This is a genomic window from Weissella sagaensis (assembly GCF_005405285.1).
GTDB lineage: Bacteria > Bacillota > Bacilli > Lactobacillales > Lactobacillaceae > Weissella > Weissella sagaensis.
The window spans coordinates 81,642-101,810 of record NZ_BJDT01000004.1; the positions used below are offsets into that span (position 1 = coordinate 81,642).

Sequence of the window (20,169 nt, forward strand, 5' to 3'; positions counted from 1 at the left end):
ATACTTGTTAAAAGTTAACCTAAATACACATTCCCCAATTTATATTTAAAGTGAACTTAACATTTATATCATACCTTATATCTATCTAAATTTTTAGGGGAACGTATGTTCTTTTTACTTAAATAAACAAAAAAGCCTCAGTAAGTTAACAAAATTTACTCATTCACCAACTCATTAAGGTTATTTTTTATTAAAAATAATGTTATCACTCTTCATTTAACGGAAAAAGGCGCGTAGCTTTCACGGCACGCTGCCAACCTCTATATGCTTTTTGCACCTGGTTACGATGTTCAGTAATTGGCTGTTTAACTTCTAAATTATTTGATGCTGGTAATTTAGTCAAATCTGACCAAAAGCCAACACCCAAACCTGCCAAATAAGCAGCCCCTAATGCCGTTGTCTCTAATTGCTGTGGTCGTTTTACCGGCTGATTAATTAAATCTGCTTGAAATTGATGAATATAATTATTTGCTGCGGCACCTCCATCAATAACGAGATTCGTGACTTCAATGCCTGTATCATCTTGCATGGCTTCTAAGACATCACGTGTTTGATAAGCAATTGATTCCAGCGTAGCACGTACCAAATCGCCTTTGGTGGTTGAACGCGTTAACCCAAACATTGCACCTCTAGCGTTTTGATCCCAATAAGGTGCACCTAACCCAGTAAATGCCGGTACCAAATAAACTGGATCAATATGTTGCTCACGCGCAATGGTCGCAATTTGTGCAGTTTCTTTAGCACTTTTAATTAATTGTAAACCATCTTTAAGCCATTGAATTGCAGCACCAGCTATAAAGACTGACCCTTCTAGAGCATATGTCACTTGACCGTCAATACTATAAGCAATTGTTGTTAAAAGACCATTTGTTGAACGGGCAATATCTTGTCCTGTATTCATCACAATAAATGAACCAGTACCATACGTATTTTTAACATCACCTTTATTAAACGCCTGATGACCAATTAATGCTGCTTGTTGATCACCGGCAATACCTGCTATCGGTACTTGCAATCCAAAAAAAGCATACTCAGCAGTATAGCCAAATATACCTGCAGAATCTCGTACTTCTGGCAACAAAGATGCTGGAATATTGAATTCAGCTAGTAAATCCTTATCCCATTCTTTTGTGTGAATATTAAATAACATCGTTCGTGACGCATTTGAATAATCAGTTGCATGAACTTGTCCATTAGTTAATTTATATAATAACCAAGTATCAACTGTACCAAATAATAGTTCACCGTTTTCTGCGCGCTCACGAGCACCAGGCACATTATCTAGCAACCACATAATTTTAGTTGCTGAAAAATAAGCATCAATCCACAAACCAGTTCTTTCATAAATATAACTAGTTAGGCCTTTTTCTTGCAAATGTTCAGCAATTTTATCACTTTGTTTAGACTGCCACACAACCGCTGGTGCAATCGGTTCACCTGTTTGTCGATCCCAGATAATAGTCGTTTCACGTTGGTTAGTTAATCCAATACTGGCAACTTTATATGGTGGTATATTAGCCTGTAGCACAACTTGTGCAATAAGTTGCCGTGCATCATTCCAAATAGTCATTGCATCATGCTCTACCCAACCAGGATGATTAAAAATCTGTGGTAATTCCTTTTGTGCAGTTGCGACTACTTGCCCTTGTTCATCAAACAACATGGCACGCGTACTTGTTGTTCCTTGATCAAGTGCCATTACATATTGATCAGTCATTTTTCCCTAACTCCCACTTTTATATTTTACAATTACCAATTTTTAATTGGTATCCAATTAGATTCGATACAAAAAAAGATGGAACGTTATCTGTTCCATCTTGATAGTACGAAACTATTTTTCAGAACGTAAGACTCCGCCATCCATAAAACGATTAGGTTGCATTTCATTAACTACAACCTTAATGTTTTCTCGTGGTACCCCAACGTGTTTTTCAATGGCAGTTGTAACATCTGTCATCATGGCCTTTAATTGCTCATCACTACGTCCAGCTACTAAATCAATATGAACCAATGGCATCACTGTTTCCTCACTTTTTTTCTTGATTATCTACCCCAATTTTATCAGCTTCTTCACTGATATTCAACGCATCAGTAATTTGGGCTTTTGCTGCCACACGTTCACGTTTAATTTGAGATTGTAAATCTTCATTCCAAAAGTTATTAGATACTTCAACCGTACTAACAATGTTGATAAAAGAATCACGATCTATTGATTTAACCAAATTTTGCATTTCAGTTAATTCATAACGTGATAATACCATCATTAACGTCGTATTCGGTTCTTGCGTAAAAGCACCTCGCGATGGTATCACCGTGATACCACGAACTAAAGCTGCTTGTAACCCTTGAATCACTTCATCTGGATGTGTTGTAACAATAAAAGCTGTTAATTTTTGATGACGTGTGTGGATAGCATCCACTGCAGCTGACGTTGCGTAAATACCAATGATTGTGTACATTGCATTTTGCCAACCAATAAAGGCACCTGCGACCACCACAATAAAGACGTTAATAAACATGTTAATTGAACCAATCGATTTACCTGTGGTTTTTTGAACAATCATGGCGACAATATCCATACCACCAGTTGAAAAACCAACTTTAAAGGTTAACCCTATTGATATTCCTAGCAACAGTCCCCCGAATAATCCTGCTAAAATGGGTTCATGCGTTACTAAAGTTGTTTTAGGTAAAATGATTTGCATAAATGAAGCAGCAAAATTGTTTAAAAAAGACAAAATCGTAAACTCTCGCCCAGCATATATCCAACCAGCAATTGCTAGCGGAATATTGGTTGCCATAATAATAGCACCAACTTCAACATGTAAGCCAAATACGGAATCAAAAAATAAACTAATCAGTTGGGCCACACCATTAAATCCACCCGAAAAAATATTATTCGGAATAAAAAAATTATTCATTGAAATAGCTACTAAAACAGCTGCAATAATAAACACAACTGTTTTAATACCGTATTCCTTTACTCGTGCTAATCCCACAATTTATGCCTCCAATCTTAAACCAAAATTATTTTACTATTATTACACAAACGACAGTATTATTCTATATAAATTGACAATTTCAATTGAATTCTTAAATTTATAAGATAAGAAAAGTCACATACAAACAATAACTATTGTCGTACATGACTGATATTCTAAAATTATTATTTAATACTTTTTAAATATGCGATATTTTTAGTATCATCAAAGTCCTTCTCTGATTTAGCAATGACGATTGCTGCCGTTGAATTTCCCACAACATTAACAACTGTTCGTCCCATATCTACTAAACGGTCAACACCAGCAATGAAAGCTAATCCTTGTGCCGGTACCCCAATAGTTGACACTGTTGCCAGTAAGACAACAAATGAAGCTCCTGGCACACCAGCCATTCCTTTAGAAGTAATCATGAGTACTACCAAAAGGGTCAATTGTTGTGCCAATGACAAATGAATTCCATAAGCTTGTGCCATAAATAAAGCCCCAATCGCTTGGTAGATTGCCGATCCATCTAAATTAAATGTATACCCTGTTGGCACAACAAAGGATACAACACCTTGGCTTACACCAAATTTTTCCATTTTGCTAACAATTCGAGGCAACGTTGCTTCAGAAGAAGCTGTTGTAAACGCCAAGATAATTTCTTCACGTAAAACTCTAAATAGATCAAAAATATTAGTGTGATAAATTTTTAACACAATGCCCAAAATAACCACGATAAAAATAATCATTGTCAAATATGCCACAAAAATAAAATAGCCTAATGACTTTAATGACCCTAATCCCATTTGAGCAACAGTGGCACCAATTAAGGCACCAACACCAATTGGTGCTAGACGCATAACCCAATTAGTTACTTTAAACATCACTTCTGCAATAGCATCTAGCAAATCAATAATGACCTGCCCTTTAGGTCCAATGGCAGCTGTTCCTAAACCAAAGAACACTGAAAACAAAATAACTTGCAACATTTTATTCTCAGACAATGAAGAAAATACATTTGTTGGTACAATGTCCATAACCGTTTCCCAAAGACTACCTGTACCAGCAGACTTAGCAGTTGAAAGATAACTACTAATATTAGTGGCCTGCAAATTATGAATGTTAACATGCGCTCCTGGTTCAAAAACATTACCTGCAATCATACCTAAAACAATCGCAATAGTTGATAAAATTTCAAAATAAACTAGTGTTTTTAATCCAACTCGACCTAGTTTACGCATATCACCCATCTTAGCAATACCAACCGTCAAACTAGAAATTACAATTGGTAACACAATCATTTGGATTAAACCAATAAACATGGTTCCGATATTTTGCATTGCCGTAATGGCCATTTTGTTTTTATAAAAAACAACCCCAAGGATAATACCCACAATTAATCCAATAATAATTTGCCAACCTAAACTAAGTCTACGCTTTTGCTTACTGGTCTGACTAACCGAACTCATTTTTAAAATGCCCCCCTAAAATTATTTATATACAATAAAAAAGCCAACCGCTCCTATGAGCGGTTGGCTTTTTACTAACAGTTTACCCTTGTTAGCGGCGTGCTTCTTGGATACGAGCAGCCTTACCGTGCAATGCACGCAAGTAGTACAACTTAGCGCGACGTACACGACCATGACGGATTACTTCAATTTTATCAACACGTGGTGAGTGCAATGGGAATGTACGTTCCACACCAACACCACTTGACATCTTACGAACAGTGTAAGTAGCTTGGATACCAGTACCCTTGCGCTTAATGACAACACCTTCGAAGATTTGGACACGTTCGCGTGAACCTTCGACGATACGTGCGTGAACACGAACTGAATCTCCGGCACGGAATTCTGGAATATCTGTACGTAATTGGTCAGCAACCAATTTTTCTAGCAAAGCGTTTTGACGCATAATTAATTCTCCTCGTCGACAATCAATTCACCACTCGGCCAGCGGATTATCGGATTTTATTTAGTACCCTTAGGCACTAAACAGTATGTTAACACAATATCACGCGTATCACAAGTTATTTTCTCTTTCTTCTTGCTCAACTTCTTTTAACAATTTCCGCTCATCCGCAGTGAATTCATAATTTTCTAACAAATCAGGTCGCCGTTGATAGGTACGGCGTAAAGCCTCTTTTTGTTTCCAAGTAGCAATATTAGCATGATGACCTGACAACAAGACGTCCGGTACTTTCAATCCTCTAAAATCAGCAGGACGCGTATACTGTGGGTATTCCAACAATCCTGTTGAAAATGATTCATCAACTGCTGATCGATCATCCCCTAATGCTTCATCCAATAGCCGCACCGTTGCGTCAACAACAACCATTGCCCCTAATTCACCACCTGTTAAAACAAAATCTCCCAGTGAAATTTCATCATCCACTAATGAACGTATTCGTTCATCATAGCCTTCATAATGACCTGCAATAATTGTTAAATGTTCTTCTTTGGCCAACTCTTCGGCCATTGGCTGGTTAAAAGTTTTACCAGCTGGGTCCATCAAAATAACTCGGCCCCGATTACCTGCTGCTTTTTCTACAGCGTCCATTGCATCAAATAATGGTTGTGGCATCAAAAGCATCCCTTGACCACCACCGTATATTTCATCATCTACTTTGTGATGCTTATTTTCTGTATAATCTCTAAAATCAGTGACATTAAAATCAACTAAACCACGTTCAACTGTTTTTCCAATAATTGATTCACGCATTGGTGCAAACATATTAGGAAAAAGGCTCAATACATCAATTCGCATATTTAAATTTCCTCTAACAAATTAACTTTAGCAATTCCTTGTTCCAAGTCAATCATTGTGACAACATCTTCAATGAACGGCAACAAAATATCGTCACTACCTTTAGCCGTTACAACCCAAACGTCATTTGCTGGCATTGGTAATATTTCACTAACTGTACCAATAACCTCTTGTGAGGCGTTATCAATTATTTTTAACCCAATAATATCATGATAATAAAATTCATCACTAGACAAATCTTGTTGTAAATCTTCAGTAACCATTAATTCACAACCCTTATATTGCTCAACATCGTTAATATTTTGCATATTAACAAAACTAACTAAAATGAATTGCTTATGTTCACGTACCGTTGCGATTTGAACTTCAATATTATTTGGCTTAGTAACAATAACAAGTTTATTATTCTTTTTAAAACGTTCCATCGGGAAATCGGTTGTTGGTACAACCCGTACTTCACCTCGAATACCATGAGTATTCACAATTTTACCAACTTTATAAAGGGACATATTTTCTTCCTTTTCATTTATTATATTAATTGTAAGTATACCAGTAAAATAAAGGCAACTAAATAGGTTTTCATATTGTTATCTGATAAAATTTAACGTATAACAATTCGCATATAGGAGAAAACTTTATGAGCATTAATTTATACATTGTGCGACATGGTCAAACTTACATCAATAAGTATGATCGTGTTCAGGGCTGGACAAACGCACCATTAACGCCTAAGGGAATTAACGATGGCGAACAGGCTGGTGAGCGCTTAGCTAATCTTACCTTCAATAACGTCTACAGTTCCGATTTAGCACGTGCTGTTGAAACCGCTAATATCATACTAACTCATAATGATAGCACTGCCCAACTACAGACTCTAACCGATTTTCGTGAATTTTTCTTTGGATACTTTGACGGTATATCAAATAGTGTTGCTGCTAGCGCCATCGCTAAGGATCGCCAGCTACCAGCCGACATGACATTTAACGAAATTTCCGACACGATGTCACCATTCGCTTTAATGGATGCCATTCATGATGTTGATCCTACTGGGGACGCTGAATCAGCAGACATTTTTTGGCAACGTCTAATGCACGGTTTTGCTACTATTGCACAAGAAAATAATGACGGCGACAATGTTTTATTGATTGCTCATGGCCAACTACTTAGTATTTTAGGGCAACATTTTGCCCAACTAACAGCTTCCCAATCAGAGCCTAAAAATGGTTCCGTAAATCTTTGGGAACTAACCGATAACCAATTGGCGTTAAAATCGTTTAATGATTTAACAACTTTCTGGTAATAAAAAAGGAATCCATTTATTGGATTCCTTTTTTATTATCAAATTACTTTGAATATTTCGCAGTATGATACTTTTCCATAATGCCAGCATTTGACAATAAGTTTTTAACAGTATCTGATGGTTGTGCACCATTGTTCAACCATGACAAAACCAATTCTTCATCTAGCTTTACTTCTGATGGTTGTACTAATGGGTTGTAAGTTCCCACTGTTTCAATAAAACGACCATCACGTGGTGAACGTGAATCTGCAACAACGATACGATATACAGGGTGCTTCTTTGAACCCATGCGCTTCAAGCGAATTTTAACTGCCATATTTTTATAATTCCTCCAGTCGATTTCTACATGTATAACTATACCAGACTGTTTAACTGCTGTAAAGTGTTTTTCCTTTACACTTTACAATTAACGTCTTTTCTTTTTATTTTTCCGCATTTTACGGGCCATTTGTTTCATCGCAACATTTGCCATCTTTCCCTTCATGCCACCACCTGGGAATCCAGCACCATTACCACCGCCCATGGCATTCATCATTTGTTCCATTCCGGCCATGTTACCGTTCATGACACCGCTCATCATCTTTTTCATTTGATTAAATTGCTTAACCATCCGATTAACTTCAACAATTGGGCGTCCAGATCCTGCTGCTAGTCGTCGCTTACGAGACGGATTCAAAATATCTGGATTTTCACGTTCAGCTGGTGTCATTGACATAACAATCGCTTTAATATGTGCCATATCCTTGGGATCAATTTTAGCATTCTTCAAAGCTGGATTATTAGCCATTCCTGGAATCATCTTCATAATGTCTTCCATTGGTCCCATGTTTTGTAATTGATCCATTTGATCAATAAAATCATTGAAATCAAACGTATTTGATTTCATCTTTTCCATGGTTTCCGCAGCTTGCTTTTCATCATAATCTTTTTGGGCTTTTTCAATCAAAGTCAACAAATCGCCCATACCAAGAATACGACTAGCCATTCGATCTGGATAGAAAATATCCAAATCGGTCATTTTTTCACCTTGACCAACAAACTTAATTGGCTTGCCAGTCACTGCACGTATTGATAAAGCTGCTCCACCACGTGTATCACCATCTAATTTAGTCAAAACAATTCCGGTAATATCAAGACGGTTATTAAATCCTTCTGCCGTTTCAACCGCATTTTGACCGGTCATAGCATCGACAACCAACATAATTTCATCAGGATGTGCGATTTCTTTGACGTCAGCTAATTCTTGCATCAGCTCTTCGTCAATTTGTAAACGACCAGCCGCATCAATAAATACATAATCTGCCTTTAATTCAGCTGCTCTTGCCATTCCAGCTTTAACAATTTCACGTGGGTTAACATCTGTTCCCATTTCAAACACAGGAACATCAATTTGTTCACCCAGTGTTTTCAATTGTTCAATAGCTGCTGGACGATAAACGTCGGCTGCAATCATCATTGGCCGGGCGTTTTGTTCATTCTTTAACTTAAGTGCTAATTTACCAGCAGTCGTCGTTTTACCAGCACCTTGAAGACCAACCATCATAATAACCGTTGGAATCTTAGGTGATTTGTTTAATGGCACATCAGACTCACCCATCATTGTTGTCAATTCATCATTAACAATTGACACAATTTGTTGAGCTGGATTCAAACCATCCAATACCTTTGCGCCCGTCGCTTTTTCACGAACATTGCGCACAAAGTCTTTTACAACTTTAAAATTAACGTCGGCTTCTAACAATGCCAAACGAATCTCACGCATTGTTTCACGTAAGTCGGCATCTGTAACTTTTCCTTTACGTCGTAAGCCACTTAAAGCTTGCTGTAGTCGATCTGTTAAACCTTCAAAGGCCATTGCATTACTCCTCTTCTAATGTCACTAATTGCGTTGCTAAACGAATTAAGTTCTCGTCATTAGGATATTTTTTTTGAATATACGTATTTAAATGTTCAGCTGCTTGCTGTCTATGTTGATAGTCATCATACAGATGTAACTTCACTTCATAGTTTTCAAGCAACTGGGTACTTCTTTTAATATTATCATAAACAGCTTGACGTGAAACTTGATATTCTTCAGCAATTTCACCCAAAGAATAGTCATCAGCATAATACAGTTGCAAATAATCATTTTGTTTTGCGGTTAATAGTGGTTCGTAAAAATCACATAACATATTCAAGCGCATGCTTTTTGCTAATTCCATGACATTTACTCCGTTAATAAGCTACCAAACAAACTTTTAGCAAAGTCATTTGCCTCAAATGGTTGGATATCAGTTACCTTCTCCCCTAATCCAACCCATTTAACTGGTAAGTGAAGTTCGTTACGAATTGGCAAAATAATACCACCTTTAGCCGTACCGTCTAATTTGGTCAAAATAATACCTGTTACATCAGTTGAATCTTTAAACAATTTTGCTTGCTGAACAGCATTTTGACCAGTAGTTGCATCAAGTGCTAACAAAACTTCTTGCGGTTCATTTGGTAATTCGCGCGTAATGATGCGCTTCATTTTAGCTAATTCCTGCATCAAATTAACGTTATTTTGTAAACGACCAGCAGTATCAACAAATAAAATATCCGCCTGCGTATCGATTGCTGTTTTAACACCATCAAACACCACTGAGGCCGGATCTGCCTTAGCAGTACCTGTTACAACTGGCACATCATTACGCTCACCCCAAGCAACTAATTGCTCAGTCGCACCAGCTCTAAACGTATCTGCAGCAGCTAGGACCACTTTTTTACCAGCATTTTTATAATAAGCTGATAATTTACCAATCGTTGTTGTTTTACCAACACCGTTAACACCCACAAGCAAAACAACTGTAGGACCTTGTGCTGCAAAGTGCATTGATGCATCTTCATCAATTCCTTGACTACGATATAGCGCAACTAGCTTATCAACAATGACTGCTGATACTTCTTGCTTACTCTTAGCATTTTGTAGTTTAACTTCATCACGTAGTTCTTCAGTTATCTGAATTGCCGTTTGTGCACCAACATCTGCACCAATTAAAGTTTCTTCTAAATCGTCAAAAAAATCTTCATCAACCGAACGGAAATTTGCCATGAAGGCGTTCCAACGATCTGACCATGTTTTTTTGGTTTTACTTAGTCCAGAATCTAATTTTTGGCTAGCACTTTCTGTTTCTGTTTCTGTTTCTGTTTCTGTTTCTGTTTCTGTTTCTGTTTCTGTTTCTGTTTCTGTTTCTGTTTCTGTTTCTGTTTCTGTTTCTGTTTCTGTAGTATTGCGGATTGGCAAAATAATGTCAACTGCTTTACCTGGCGTTGGTTGTAATACTTCTACAGCTACCACTTTAACTGGTGGCAGACCATTTTCCCAACTAGTTGGGTACAGTATTTCGACTTCAACAATATCTTCAACCGGCTTTTTCTTAAAAAAATCAAATAAACCCATACTTATTTCCCCTTAATCTTCTACGAGCGTTTCGTCCAAGTTCGTTAAACTAACTGATACCATTGTCGAAACTCCTGGCTCTTGCATTGTCACACCATAGAGCACGTCAGCTTGCGTCATTGTGCCCTTACGATGTGTAATGACAATAAATTGTGTCCGTTGATTAACTTCATGTAAGTAATTGGCAAAGCGATCGACATTGGCTTCATCTAATGCAGCTTCAGTTTCATCTAAAATTGCAAATGGTACTGGACGAACAGCTAAAATTGCAAATAATAGACTAATTGCCGTTAGTGCTTTTTCACCACCTGAAAGCAAACTCATCTGCTGAAATTTTTTGCCAGGTGGTTGTGCTTGAATATCTATGCCACTAGTTAATAAACTATTTGGATCTGTTAATACTAAGGATGCTTGACCACCACCAAACATCTTGACAAATATCTTCGAAAATTGTTTTGCAATCTCATCAAAAGTTGTCTTAAATCGTGTTGCAACTTCTGTATCCATCTCAGACATTGTTTCTTGCAAATTATCCTTAGCTGCAATCAAATCATCTTGTTGCTGTGTTAAAAAGTCATACCGTTCTTTAACATCTCGATACTCTTCAACAGCATGTAGATTAACATGGCCAATTTCAACTAACCCTTTTTTCAATAACTTTAACTTGGTACGAATAGTTGTGATGTCTAAATTAAGTAACTCTGATTTAGCAAATTCAAATGATGTATCATAGGTTGTTTCTAATAATTTTTCATTATTATTTATTAACGACTTTAATTCACCTAGACGACCATTAAGTCGTGAAACAGTTGTCATTGCATCGTTTAGAGTATCTTGAATTATATTTAAATCTTCATTTAAATCAACATACTTTTGTTCAACATTCTGTAATGCTGTTTGTGCATTTACCAAAGATTGTTGCACTGTTTGCTTTTTTTCCTGGCTCGATTTAATTTGTGTACTTAATCGTTGTTTAACATCATCTCCATCTTTCATGAAGTCATCAAGTTGTTGCGTAATTTCTGTAATTTGTTGTTGTTCAGCTTCTTTTTGCGCCAACAAATCTGACTGACGTACCTGTAAGGATGATACTAGCGCCTCTGACTTCGATAATGCTGACTTATCATCACTCAGTTGTTGATCAGCTTGATTAATTTCTGATTCCAATTGTGTCTGCGCTACTAGTCCTTCATCAAGTTGTTGTTGGAGGCGTTGCTGTTTATTAGACAATTCAAGAACTACCTGTTTGTTTTCAGCAACCGTTGTTTGTTTACTTTGTTGCCCAGCAATCAGATGATAATCATATTGTAGCGCAGTTTGTTCTTTATTTAACTGTTCAAGATTTGATTGCGCTAATTGTAAGTTAGCTTTTTGTATTTGTACTTGTTCATTAAGTGTAAGCACTCGTTGTTGTTGATTGTTAAAGGTCGTTGTCGTAACCACCAAATCATGATCAATTTGCTTAACCTGTTTTTCTAGCGTAAGAACTTCTGCATGCAACTTTTTTTCTTGATTAATTAACTGATCAATTTCCGTTTTTTGCGATAGTAAGCCATTACCATGTTGACGGTTCGCGCCACCTGTCATTGAACCACCTGCGTTCATTATTTGACCATCTAAAGTTACCAAACGAACACGATGCTGTAGTTTTTTTGCCATAATAATGGCTGCATCCATATCAGTCACGATTAAAGTTGTACCTAATAGGTTGGCAACAATATTCTGATAATCTGTTTTCGTTGTTACTAAGTCGGCTGCGATGCCAACTACACCTTCTACCTGATTTAAAGCAGCCAACTGATAATCGGACAAATGCCGACCCTTAATGGTTGATTGTGGTAAGAAAGTAACTCTACCTAGCCGGTGTTTTGCTAAATAATTAATTGCTTGTTTAGCAACCTGCTCATTTGTAACAATGACATACTGTAGTGCCGCACCTAAAGCTGTTTCAATTGCAATTTTGTGTTCTTCTTGCACTGTAATTAAGTTAGCAACAACGCCTTGAATGCCAGTAAAATCACTTTGTGCCTTCATTAAGTTTTTAACACCTTGATAATAACCATCATAATTTTCAGCAACGTGTTGTAATGACTGCAAGCGTGTACTCAAGCGCTGTTCTTGGGCCATTTTAGTAAACCAATTTTCTCTAACATCATGCCGTTGTTGCTCTAAACGTTGACCTTCTGTTTTAGCGGTTTCAAAGGCTTGTTTTGCCTCTTGTAAAGCTTTTTCAGCTTCTTTAGTTGCCACCTTTTCCTTATCAACCTGCGTTGCCATATCTGTAAGTTTTTGCTTAAGTTGGGCAGCACGATTTTTTAAACGTAATGATTCTGCATCACTACGTTCATTTTCTTGTGCTAAATAATTTTGTTCATTTTTAGCACTCGTTAATTCTTGCATCGTTGTAATTAACGCTTGTCGTACTTGTTCAATATCTTGGTTAAGTTTACTTAATTTTGTACGCGGATGTGTTGTTCTCGCTTGTTGTATTAACTTTTGATAATGTTCATACTTTTCCGTTTGAACAGTTAATTCATGTACACACTGCTCGTAAGATTGATCGATAACGGCCAATCTTTCCGTTGCTAACGTTAATCGTTCTTGTAATGTTCTTGTGGTTTCAGCACGATTTTTATGCTGTTCAGCTAACAGATTTTGTTTACCGGTTAATTTTTCAATTTGCTGAATATGCGATAGTAAGTCTGCCTGATACGCTTGTTGTTCTTGATTTAGTGCAATGCGTTGTTCCCTAAGCTTTTCAATTGCTTTCTTTTTATCCTGAACAAGCGCTTTTTGTCGTTCATAAGCGGCTTGATTTGTCGTTATACTGGTCGCTAATTGATCTTTTTCTTGATACCAATCCAATAATTCTAAAACAATTCGTGATTGATCCAATTTATCATAAGATGCTTTTGTTGCAATATAATCCTGTGCTTTAGCGGATTCTTGGGCTAATGGCTCTACACGATCTTGTAACTCATTTAAAATATCAGCAACACGTGTTAAATTATCATGAACATCAACTAGCTCTTTTTTGGCTTTGTCTTTATTTTGCTTATACTTATAGACACCCGCAACATCTTCGATAATACTTCGACGTTCAATCGGCTTTTCACTAAAAATGCTTTCTACACGTCCTTGCGAGATAATTGAAAAACTTTCACGTCCTAAACCAGAGTCCATAAATAATTCATGAACATCTTTTAGTCTGACATTAACACCATTAATTTGATAGTTTGAATCTCCATTACGATAAAGGCGCCTCGTAATTGTAATTTCTGAATATTCTGAATGCAAGTAATGATCAGTATTATCAAATGTTATTGCGACTTCAGCCCGATTTAATGGGGCACGTTGTGTCGTACCACCAAAAATGACATCCGCCATTTTATCACCACGTAGCCCTTTAGCAGACTGTTCTCCCATGACCCAACGAATCGCCTCAATAATGTTTGACTTTCCTGATCCATTGGGACCAATAACCCCGGTAATTCCTGGCATAAATTCAATTTTGGTTCGTTCGGCAAACGACTTAAAGCCAGTTATTTCCAAAGTTTTTAATTTCATTTTATCTTCCTAATCGTTCATTAAAGCTTGGTAAGCTTTTCGTGCAGCCATTTTTTCTGCATCTTTGGTAGACTTACCAGTACCAGTCGCTAATGGCTCATTATCAACAGCCACTTGCACGGTAAAAATTTGTTCATTATTTGAAACAGCTTGTTCATCTAACTTAGTATAAGTAATTTTTACAGAACCATCTCGTTGTAAATATTCTTGTAACTTTGATTTATAATCAATAAATTGATCATAGAAACCTTCATCAATCTTTACAAACATAATGTCTTCTAAGAACTGCATGACCGTTTCTTGTCCTTGGTCTAAGAATAAAGCACCAATAAAGGCTTCCCATAAATCTTCTAATAGAGAATCACGATTACGTGCCCCTGATAACTCTTCTCCACGTCCTAATTGCACATAACGATCTAGATGCAACTCACGTGACAAAGCTGCGAATGCTCTTGTCTGGACCATTGAAATTCTCAACTCTGTCAATCGACCTTCATCCCAATTTGGAAAACGTTTGAATAAGTAAACTGCGGTTGATTGTTGCATGACCGCGTCTCCTAAAAATTCAAGTCGTTGGTAGTCACTACCCGTATAATCAGGATGTTCATTAATATAATTAGCTTGCGTCAATGCTTCTTCTAATAGTTTAATATTATTAAAATGAATATGATGATCCGCTTCTAAATCTTGTTGTAGTTGTTTAAACATAGTCCTACCTTCTTTTTTATATACACTACTCTATTATACCAGACCATTATATTTCTATATTGGTTTTTAGGTAGAAATTAACAAAAAATGAGGGTTGCTTGGCCACAACCCTCATTCTTTTTATTTACTTAGTATGTGAAGCAATATAATCAACAGTATTATTAACTGTAATTAATTGTTCAGCGTCTTCATCTGAAATTTCAGCACCAAATTCGTCTTCCATTTCAAGTACTAGTTCAACAAAATCAATTGAATCAGCATCAATGTCCTTTGTAAAGTTAGTTTCACCTGTTACTTTAGCTGGGTCCAATTCAAAATGATCAGCAACTAATGTGATTACTTTATCCAAAATTTCTTGTCGTTCCATTATTATATTACTTCCTCTTCTAAAAATGATATTTTTATATTTAATAATCAAGTTATTCTTAATCAGTTGATTTTGACAAATCAGCCTTATGTTCAGCAACAAACTTTTGGGTCTTCGTTACTAAATCTGTTTCTAACATCGTGTGTATTTGTTTCATTGTATTAGCTACTGCACTAGGCCCCGCTGAACCATGTGTCTTAACAACTGGCGCCTTAACACCAATCACAACTGCACCACCATGTTGTGAGTAGTCAAGTTGTGATTGAATTTCTTTCATTGCAGGCTTCAACATTAAACCGGCGACTTTTGTTTTCACATTACCTTCTAAAATAGCATGCTTAATCAAGCGTAGCATTGATAGCGCAGTTCCTTCTGTAGCTTTTAATGCAGCATTACCTGAAAAGCCATCTGCAACAACGACATCTGCTGGTCCTTGTAAAATGTCACGTGATTCTACATTGCCAACAAAATTAATATATTGCTTTTCACCACCATGCTTAAGTAATTGATGCGCTTCTTTATGAACTGCGTCTCCTTTGTCCTCTTCAGTACCATTATTTAACAAACCAACCCGTGGATTTGTTAAGCCAAGGACTTCTTGCGCATAAAACGATCCTAAAATACCATATTGATATAGATGAGTTGGTCTATTTTCAGCATTAGCACCAACATCCATCATGGCGAAAGCATCATTTGGACCATCTAAAGCTGGTAAGACAGTCAATAAAGCTGGACGATCAATACCGCGAATACGTCCTACAGTAAAAATACCCACTGCTAATAACGCACCTGTATTTCCAGCGGAGAAAATCGCATCAGCAATACCATCTTTTACAGCTTGTGCTGCCATAACTAATGAACTTTGCTTTTTACGGCGAATAGCTTTGACTGGTTCTTCACCCATTTCAATTATTTCATCTGATTGGACTAAAGTTAAGCGTGTTGCATCTTTCACCAATGGCTTAACTTTATCAAGTTGACCAAATAGCAAGAATTCAGTATCCGGCATATTATCACGTGCCTGTTCAATACCTGCTACAATCGCTTCTGGGGCATTATCACCGCCCATTGCATCAACAGCAATCTTATACATAATTAACTCCCTCACGGATTTACATAGACTTTTTTTATAATTGCAATACTATAAAATGTACCACATTTTAGTAATTTGGTAAAAACTTAAATACTATTTTAATCAAAATTACGATAACGATCCATCGTTTCTGACAACATTTCTGCTAAGGCTGTCATATCCGGTGACTTATCCCAATCGGGATTAGCAACAATTTCAATCGCTTCTTCTTGTGCAATATTCATCATTGTTAAATCAGCAATTGGATCGCCAACTCTAAATTCTGGCACACCTGATTGTCGATTTCCTAAAACATCACCTGCACCGCGTAATTCTAAATCTTTTTGAGCTAACACAAATCCATCCGTGGTAGCAACCATTGCTTCCATGCGATCAATACCATATTGCGTCTTAGGATCACTTACTAAAAACGTATAGGCTTGGCGAGAACCACGGCCAACACGGCCACGCAACTGATGCAGTTGTGACAATCCAAAACGATCGGCATCTAAAATCATCATGACCGTTGCATTGGGTACATCCACGCCAACTTCAATCACCGTGGTAGCAACCAATACTTGAAATTCATTGGCCTTAAATGCACTCATAATTGTTTCTTTTTCATCATTTGAAAGACGACCGTGTAAAAGACCAACTCTAAAATCAGGGGCAAAATATGCGGATAACTCTTCATAAACAGCTTGCGCATTTTGCACATCCAACGTTTCTGATTCTTCAATTAGCGGTGTTACCACATAAGCTTGCACACCACTAGTAAGTTGCTCTTTGATAAAACTAATTGCTTTGTCAAATTGATTATGGCGTAACCAATAAGTCTTTGTTTGTTTACGACCGGCTGGTAATTGATCAATGATTGAAACATCCATCTCGCCATACGCTGTAATTGCCAACGTTCTTGGGATAGGCGTTGCTGTCATAGCTAAAATATCCGGATTGATTCCAACATTCCGTAATGCCGCTCTTTGTTGGACACCAAAACGATGCTGTTCATCAATGACTGCTAGCCCTAAATTATGAAACGCAATATCTGGTTGAATTAGTGCATGTGTTCCAATAATAATATCAATATCACCAGCTACCAAATCATCTAATATTTGGCGACGGGCTGCTGCTTTTGTGGAACCTGTTAATAATTCTACACGCACTTCGTTTGGATCAAAAAAATTGCCAATTGTTTGGGCATGTTGTTGTGCCAATATTTCTGTTGGTGCCATCAAAGTTGCTTGCATGCCTGCAGTAATAGCTGCGTACATCGCTAAAACTGCGACAACAGTTTTACCAGACCCCACATCACCTTGTAATAACCTATTCATATGTACTGGTCGACGCATGTCACGAACAATTTCATTAACAACTTTCTTCTGTGCAGCTGTCAATTCAAACGGTAATTTTTTGATAAAAGCCTTTAATTTATCATTGTCATAATTAACTGAGCGTCCTTGATTATGACGGTCCATCTGTTTAATCACTTGTAACCGCATTTGAAAAATAAAAAATTCCATAAATGAAGCTGTTCTGCGAGCAGCTGCAGCGACTTGTTCATCGGTTGGGACATGCATCCCAAATACAGTATCATGGTAGTTCATTAAGCGATAGCGTTTTCTTAAATCATCTGGCACAATTTCTTGTGACAATTGCTCTTTATACTTTCCTAAGGCTTGTAAAATTAAATCCTTAATAGTCACTGCTTTAATTTCTTTAGATGACGGATAAATGGCTTCTAATTCATCTTCACTATTTTTAGGCATCATCTTAATTGCAGCTAAACTTTGACGTGTTCTACTGTATGTACCATAAATCGCAACTTCATCACCAACATCAATATTTTTACCAATCCAGGGCTGATTAAAAAAAGAAATTTGAATCGTATCATGTTCAATTGTCATCCTAAAATTTAAGCGTGTTTTTTTTAAACCCATTCGACTAATCACGGGTGGCGATGTTACAACGCCCTTAAATGTCACTTTCTCACCATCTAATGTTTGTGATGGCAATTTTTGCGCTAAGTCATTATAACGACGTGGATAGTAAGTCAGTAAATCACTAACAGTAAAGACACCTAATTTATTTAAAGCTTTTTCTCGTTTTGGACCGACACCTGATAATTCTGCAATACTATCAAGTAAACTAGGCATACTTTTCTCCGATCATCTATTAAAACGAATAAAAGATCCTTAGTAGCTAAGCACTAAAGACCTTTTCTTAATTCTGACATGCTTTTGTAGCTCATTCATGTCAATGTGCTAACCCACGTTAGAACTTTATTCAACTGAAATCAAAATTGGATATAGTGGTTGACCACCATCATGGATTTCAAATTCTAATTCGTCATCCAATGATTCACCAACTTGTTGTAATGCTTGCGCGTCAGCAATCGTTGCATCCTGACCATAATAAATCGTCACCAGCTCTGATTCTTCATCAGTCATTTTTTCAAGTAACTCTGCAGCTGCTTGATTAATGTTAGCATCTGGTACTGCAACAACAATCTCACCATCTAATAACCCAATAGCATCACCAGTTTGAATAGCCAAGCCGTTAATAGTTGTGCTACGAACTGATGTCGTAACAGAACCAGACTTTACATCAGCCAACGCATTCTGCATCGATACCACATTTTCTTCAAGTGATTTCATCTGATCGTAACCCAAGACTAGCGCTGTTAGACCTTGTTGTATCGTCTTTGTTTTAACCACCTTAACTGGTATATCTGCTAACTCAACTGCTTGTTCAGCAGCCATCACGATGTTACCATCGTTTGGCAAAATAATAGCTGAGGTTGCACGACTATCAGTAATGGCTTTCAACAAATCTTGAGTTGAAGGCGCTTGTTGACTATCAATAATCACAGTAGCACCAGTCGAAGCAAAAATTTCTTTAATTCCTTCACCAGCAGCTGTTGTAATCACTGCAATTTCAGGTGCCTGTGTTTCTGTTTGTGCTGTATGATTTTGAGATTTTTGCTCAGCGGCAACAGTTGCTGCTTCTACTTGTTGATCACGCATATTATCAACTTTCGCCTTACGAAGTGAACCAAATTGCGTTCCCCAGTTAATCACATTACCTGGATCCTCAGTGTGCACATGCACTTTAACAACATCATCATCATTGATAACCAATAATGAATCACCTAACTTAGCTAAATGGTCATAAAAAGTATCATAATCAAATTTTTGATTGTATGTTGTCCCTTTGGCAATGTCTACCATAATTTCAGTACAGTAACCATAAGTAATGTCATCAGGATTTAATTCACCTTGTACACCTGCATTATGTAATGATAGAACCATTGCATCTAAATTGGCATTATCTAGCTCAGTCTTAACTTCTTGCCCTGATAAAACAGCATAAAATGCACTCAAAACAATCACTAACCCTTGACCACCTGAGTCAACAACGCCAACTTCTTTTAATACTGGTAATAAATCAGGCGTTGAGGCCAAAGCCTTTTCAGCTGCTGCCAAAGCATCTGCCATAACTTGGGTTGCATCATCAGAGCTTTTAGCGGTACGATTTGCCGCTGCGGCTGCCTCACGAATAACTGTTAGAATAGTTCCTTCAGTAGGCTTCATAACCGCCTTATAAGCCGTCTCAGCCCCACCCATTAGTGCATCTGCTAAATCACGTGCTGATAAGGTTTCTTTATCTGCAATTTTAGCAGCAAAACCACGAAATATTTGTGACAAGATAACCCCAGAATTGCCACGGGCTCCCATCAATAGACCCTTAGCAGTTGCTTTAGCTAACTGACCAAGGTGCGTATTCGCTTCGTTTCGCTCGTATTCAGCACCACTTGCCATTGACAACGTCATGTTTGTACCGGTATCACCATCGGGAACCGGGAAAACATTTAATTTATTAATTTTTTCCGCATTATTTTTTAACGCATCAGCTGCTGCGTTAACCATTTTACCAAATTCAACATTAGTAATTGTCGTTACAACTTCCACCGTATTCAACTCCTTA

General features: G+C 37.2%; 18 protein-coding genes. 1 reads left to right on the forward strand and 17 read right to left on the reverse strand.

Annotated features, from left to right (window positions below):
- Window positions 1-205: 205 nt before the first annotated feature.
- The 7 genes from glpK to rimM all read right to left on the reverse strand — a co-directional run bounded on the left by glpK (window position 206) and on the right by rimM (window position 6,259).
- Window positions 206-1,717 carry a glycerol kinase GlpK gene (gene glpK / locus FFM55_RS05220; RefSeq protein WP_042493399.1) on the reverse strand — a complete coding sequence of 504 codons (1,512 nt, stop codon included), beginning with the start codon at window positions 1,715-1,717 and terminating at the stop codon, window positions 206-208.
- A gap of 114 nt (window positions 1,718-1,831) precedes the next feature.
- Window positions 1,832-2,017, reverse strand: coding sequence for a 2-hydroxymuconate tautomerase (gene thmT, locus FFM55_RS05225; RefSeq protein WP_042493397.1), 186 nt, complete (start codon window positions 2,015-2,017; stop codon window positions 1,832-1,834).
- A 10-nt stretch (window positions 2,018-2,027) separates the two neighbouring features.
- The gene (locus tag FFM55_RS05230; protein ID WP_042493396.1) at window positions 2,028-2,999 is read right to left on the reverse strand and encodes a YitT family protein; all 972 of its coding nucleotides are present in this window, start codon (window positions 2,997-2,999) and stop codon (window positions 2,028-2,030) included.
- A 167-nt stretch (window positions 3,000-3,166) separates the two neighbouring features.
- Window positions 3,167-4,453, reverse strand: coding sequence for a dicarboxylate/amino acid:cation symporter (locus FFM55_RS05235; protein ID WP_042493395.1), 1,287 nt, complete (start codon window positions 4,451-4,453; stop codon window positions 3,167-3,169).
- Window positions 4,454-4,544: 91 nt separating this feature from the next.
- Window positions 4,545-4,898: a 50S ribosomal protein L19 gene (gene rplS / locus FFM55_RS05240; RefSeq protein ID WP_042493393.1), complete on the reverse strand. Its 354-nt coding sequence runs from the start codon at window positions 4,896-4,898 to the stop codon at window positions 4,545-4,547.
- A gap of 108 nt (window positions 4,899-5,006) precedes the next feature.
- On the reverse strand, window positions 5,007-5,750 hold the full coding sequence (trmD, locus tag FFM55_RS05245; protein WP_042493391.1) for a tRNA (guanosine(37)-N1)-methyltransferase TrmD: 744 nt from the start codon (window positions 5,748-5,750) through the stop codon (window positions 5,007-5,009).
- A 2-nt stretch (window positions 5,751-5,752) separates the two neighbouring features.
- Complete coding sequence (rimM, locus tag FFM55_RS05250) at window positions 5,753-6,259, reverse strand: ribosome maturation factor RimM (RefSeq protein ID WP_042493390.1); 507 nt, start codon at window positions 6,257-6,259, stop codon at window positions 5,753-5,755.
- Between the two features lie 128 nt (window positions 6,260-6,387).
- On the opposite strand from rimM, the gene FFM55_RS05255 reads away from it, so the two are divergent.
- A complete protein-coding gene (locus FFM55_RS05255) occupies window positions 6,388-7,050 on the forward strand; it encodes a histidine phosphatase family protein (protein ID WP_042493388.1) in 663 nt (220 codons plus the stop codon).
- A gap of 43 nt (window positions 7,051-7,093) precedes the next feature.
- Here the strand turns inward: FFM55_RS05255 and rpsP are convergent, their stop codons facing one another.
- From rpsP to fakA, 10 genes are all read right to left on the reverse strand, one after another.
- Window positions 7,094-7,366 (reverse strand): 30S ribosomal protein S16, encoded by a 273-nt coding sequence (gene rpsP, locus FFM55_RS05260; protein WP_042493385.1) that lies wholly within the window; start codon window positions 7,364-7,366, stop codon window positions 7,094-7,096.
- A gap of 90 nt (window positions 7,367-7,456) precedes the next feature.
- Window positions 7,457-8,905 carry a signal recognition particle protein gene (gene ffh, locus FFM55_RS05265; protein ID WP_042493381.1) on the reverse strand — a complete coding sequence of 483 codons (1,449 nt, stop codon included), beginning with the start codon at window positions 8,903-8,905 and terminating at the stop codon, window positions 7,457-7,459.
- A gap of 4 nt (window positions 8,906-8,909) precedes the next feature.
- Window positions 8,910-9,251: a putative DNA-binding protein gene (locus tag FFM55_RS05270; protein WP_042493380.1), complete on the reverse strand. Its 342-nt coding sequence runs from the start codon at window positions 9,249-9,251 to the stop codon at window positions 8,910-8,912.
- 5 nt (window positions 9,252-9,256) lie between these two features.
- Window positions 9,257-10,468 (reverse strand): signal recognition particle-docking protein FtsY, encoded by a 1,212-nt coding sequence (gene ftsY, locus FFM55_RS05275; protein WP_137600648.1) that lies wholly within the window; start codon window positions 10,466-10,468, stop codon window positions 9,257-9,259.
- 12 nt (window positions 10,469-10,480) lie between these two features.
- Window positions 10,481-14,035, reverse strand: coding sequence for a chromosome segregation protein SMC (gene smc / locus FFM55_RS05280; RefSeq protein WP_042493379.1), 3,555 nt, complete (start codon window positions 14,033-14,035; stop codon window positions 10,481-10,483).
- Window positions 14,036-14,044: 9 nt separating this feature from the next.
- Window positions 14,045-14,743: a ribonuclease III gene (rnc, locus tag FFM55_RS05285; RefSeq protein ID WP_042493377.1), complete on the reverse strand. Its 699-nt coding sequence runs from the start codon at window positions 14,741-14,743 to the stop codon at window positions 14,045-14,047.
- 124 nt (window positions 14,744-14,867) lie between these two features.
- Window positions 14,868-15,110: an acyl carrier protein gene (gene acpP / locus FFM55_RS05290; protein ID WP_042493376.1), complete on the reverse strand. Its 243-nt coding sequence runs from the start codon at window positions 15,108-15,110 to the stop codon at window positions 14,868-14,870.
- Between the two features lie 58 nt (window positions 15,111-15,168).
- Window positions 15,169-16,203, reverse strand: a complete 1,035-nt coding sequence (plsX, locus tag FFM55_RS05295) for a phosphate acyltransferase PlsX (protein WP_042493373.1) — start codon at window positions 16,201-16,203, stop codon at window positions 15,169-15,171.
- A 98-nt stretch (window positions 16,204-16,301) separates the two neighbouring features.
- Window positions 16,302-18,338, reverse strand: coding sequence for an ATP-dependent DNA helicase RecG (gene recG / locus FFM55_RS05300; RefSeq protein ID WP_137600649.1), 2,037 nt, complete (start codon window positions 18,336-18,338; stop codon window positions 16,302-16,304).
- 126 nt (window positions 18,339-18,464) lie between these two features.
- Window positions 18,465-20,153 carry a DAK2 domain-containing protein gene (gene fakA, locus FFM55_RS05305; protein ID WP_042493371.1) on the reverse strand — a complete coding sequence of 563 codons (1,689 nt, stop codon included), beginning with the start codon at window positions 20,151-20,153 and terminating at the stop codon, window positions 18,465-18,467.
- Between the last annotated feature and the right edge of the window lie 16 nt (window positions 20,154-20,169).

What these genes read in the sequence shown, in the direction of transcription:
- glpK (WP_042493399.1), bottom strand. Translation starts at nt 1,717, where the DNA reads ATGACTGATCAATATGTAATGGCACTTGATCAAGGAACAACAAGTACG.
- thmT (WP_042493397.1), bottom strand. Translation starts at nt 2,017, where the DNA reads ATGCCATTGGTTCATATTGATTTAGTAGCTGGACGTAGTGATGAGCAA.
- FFM55_RS05235 (WP_042493395.1), bottom strand. Translation starts at nt 4,453, where the DNA reads ATGAGTTCGGTTAGTCAGACCAGTAAGCAAAAGCGTAGACTTAGTTTA.
- rplS (WP_042493393.1), bottom strand. Translation starts at nt 4,898, where the DNA reads ATGCGTCAAAACGCTTTGCTAGAAAAATTGGTTGCTGACCAATTACGT.
- trmD (WP_042493391.1), bottom strand. Translation starts at nt 5,750, where the DNA reads ATGCGAATTGATGTATTGAGCCTTTTTCCTAATATGTTTGCACCAATG.
- rimM (WP_042493390.1), bottom strand. Translation starts at nt 6,259, where the DNA reads ATGTCCCTTTATAAAGTTGGTAAAATTGTGAATACTCATGGTATTCGA.
- FFM55_RS05255 (WP_042493388.1), top strand. Translation starts at nt 6,388, where the DNA reads ATGAGCATTAATTTATACATTGTGCGACATGGTCAAACTTACATCAAT.
- rpsP (WP_042493385.1), bottom strand. Translation starts at nt 7,366, where the DNA reads ATGGCAGTTAAAATTCGCTTGAAGCGCATGGGTTCAAAGAAGCACCCT.
- ffh (WP_042493381.1), bottom strand. Translation starts at nt 8,905, where the DNA reads ATGGCCTTTGAAGGTTTAACAGATCGACTACAGCAAGCTTTAAGTGGC.
- FFM55_RS05270 (WP_042493380.1), bottom strand. Translation starts at nt 9,251, where the DNA reads ATGGAATTAGCAAAAAGCATGCGCTTGAATATGTTATGTGATTTTTAC.
- ftsY (WP_137600648.1), bottom strand. Translation starts at nt 10,468, where the DNA reads ATGGGTTTATTTGATTTTTTTAAGAAAAAGCCGGTTGAAGATATTGTT.
- smc (WP_042493379.1), bottom strand. Translation starts at nt 14,035, where the DNA reads ATGAAATTAAAAACTTTGGAAATAACTGGCTTTAAGTCGTTTGCCGAA.
- rnc (WP_042493377.1), bottom strand. Translation starts at nt 14,743, where the DNA reads ATGTTTAAACAACTACAACAAGATTTAGAAGCGGATCATCATATTCAT.
- acpP (WP_042493376.1), bottom strand. Translation starts at nt 15,110, where the DNA reads ATGGAACGACAAGAAATTTTGGATAAAGTAATCACATTAGTTGCTGAT.
- plsX (WP_042493373.1), bottom strand. Translation starts at nt 16,203, where the DNA reads ATGTATAAGATTGCTGTTGATGCAATGGGCGGTGATAATGCCCCAGAA.
- recG (WP_137600649.1), bottom strand. Translation starts at nt 18,338, where the DNA reads ATGCCTAGTTTACTTGATAGTATTGCAGAATTATCAGGTGTCGGTCCA.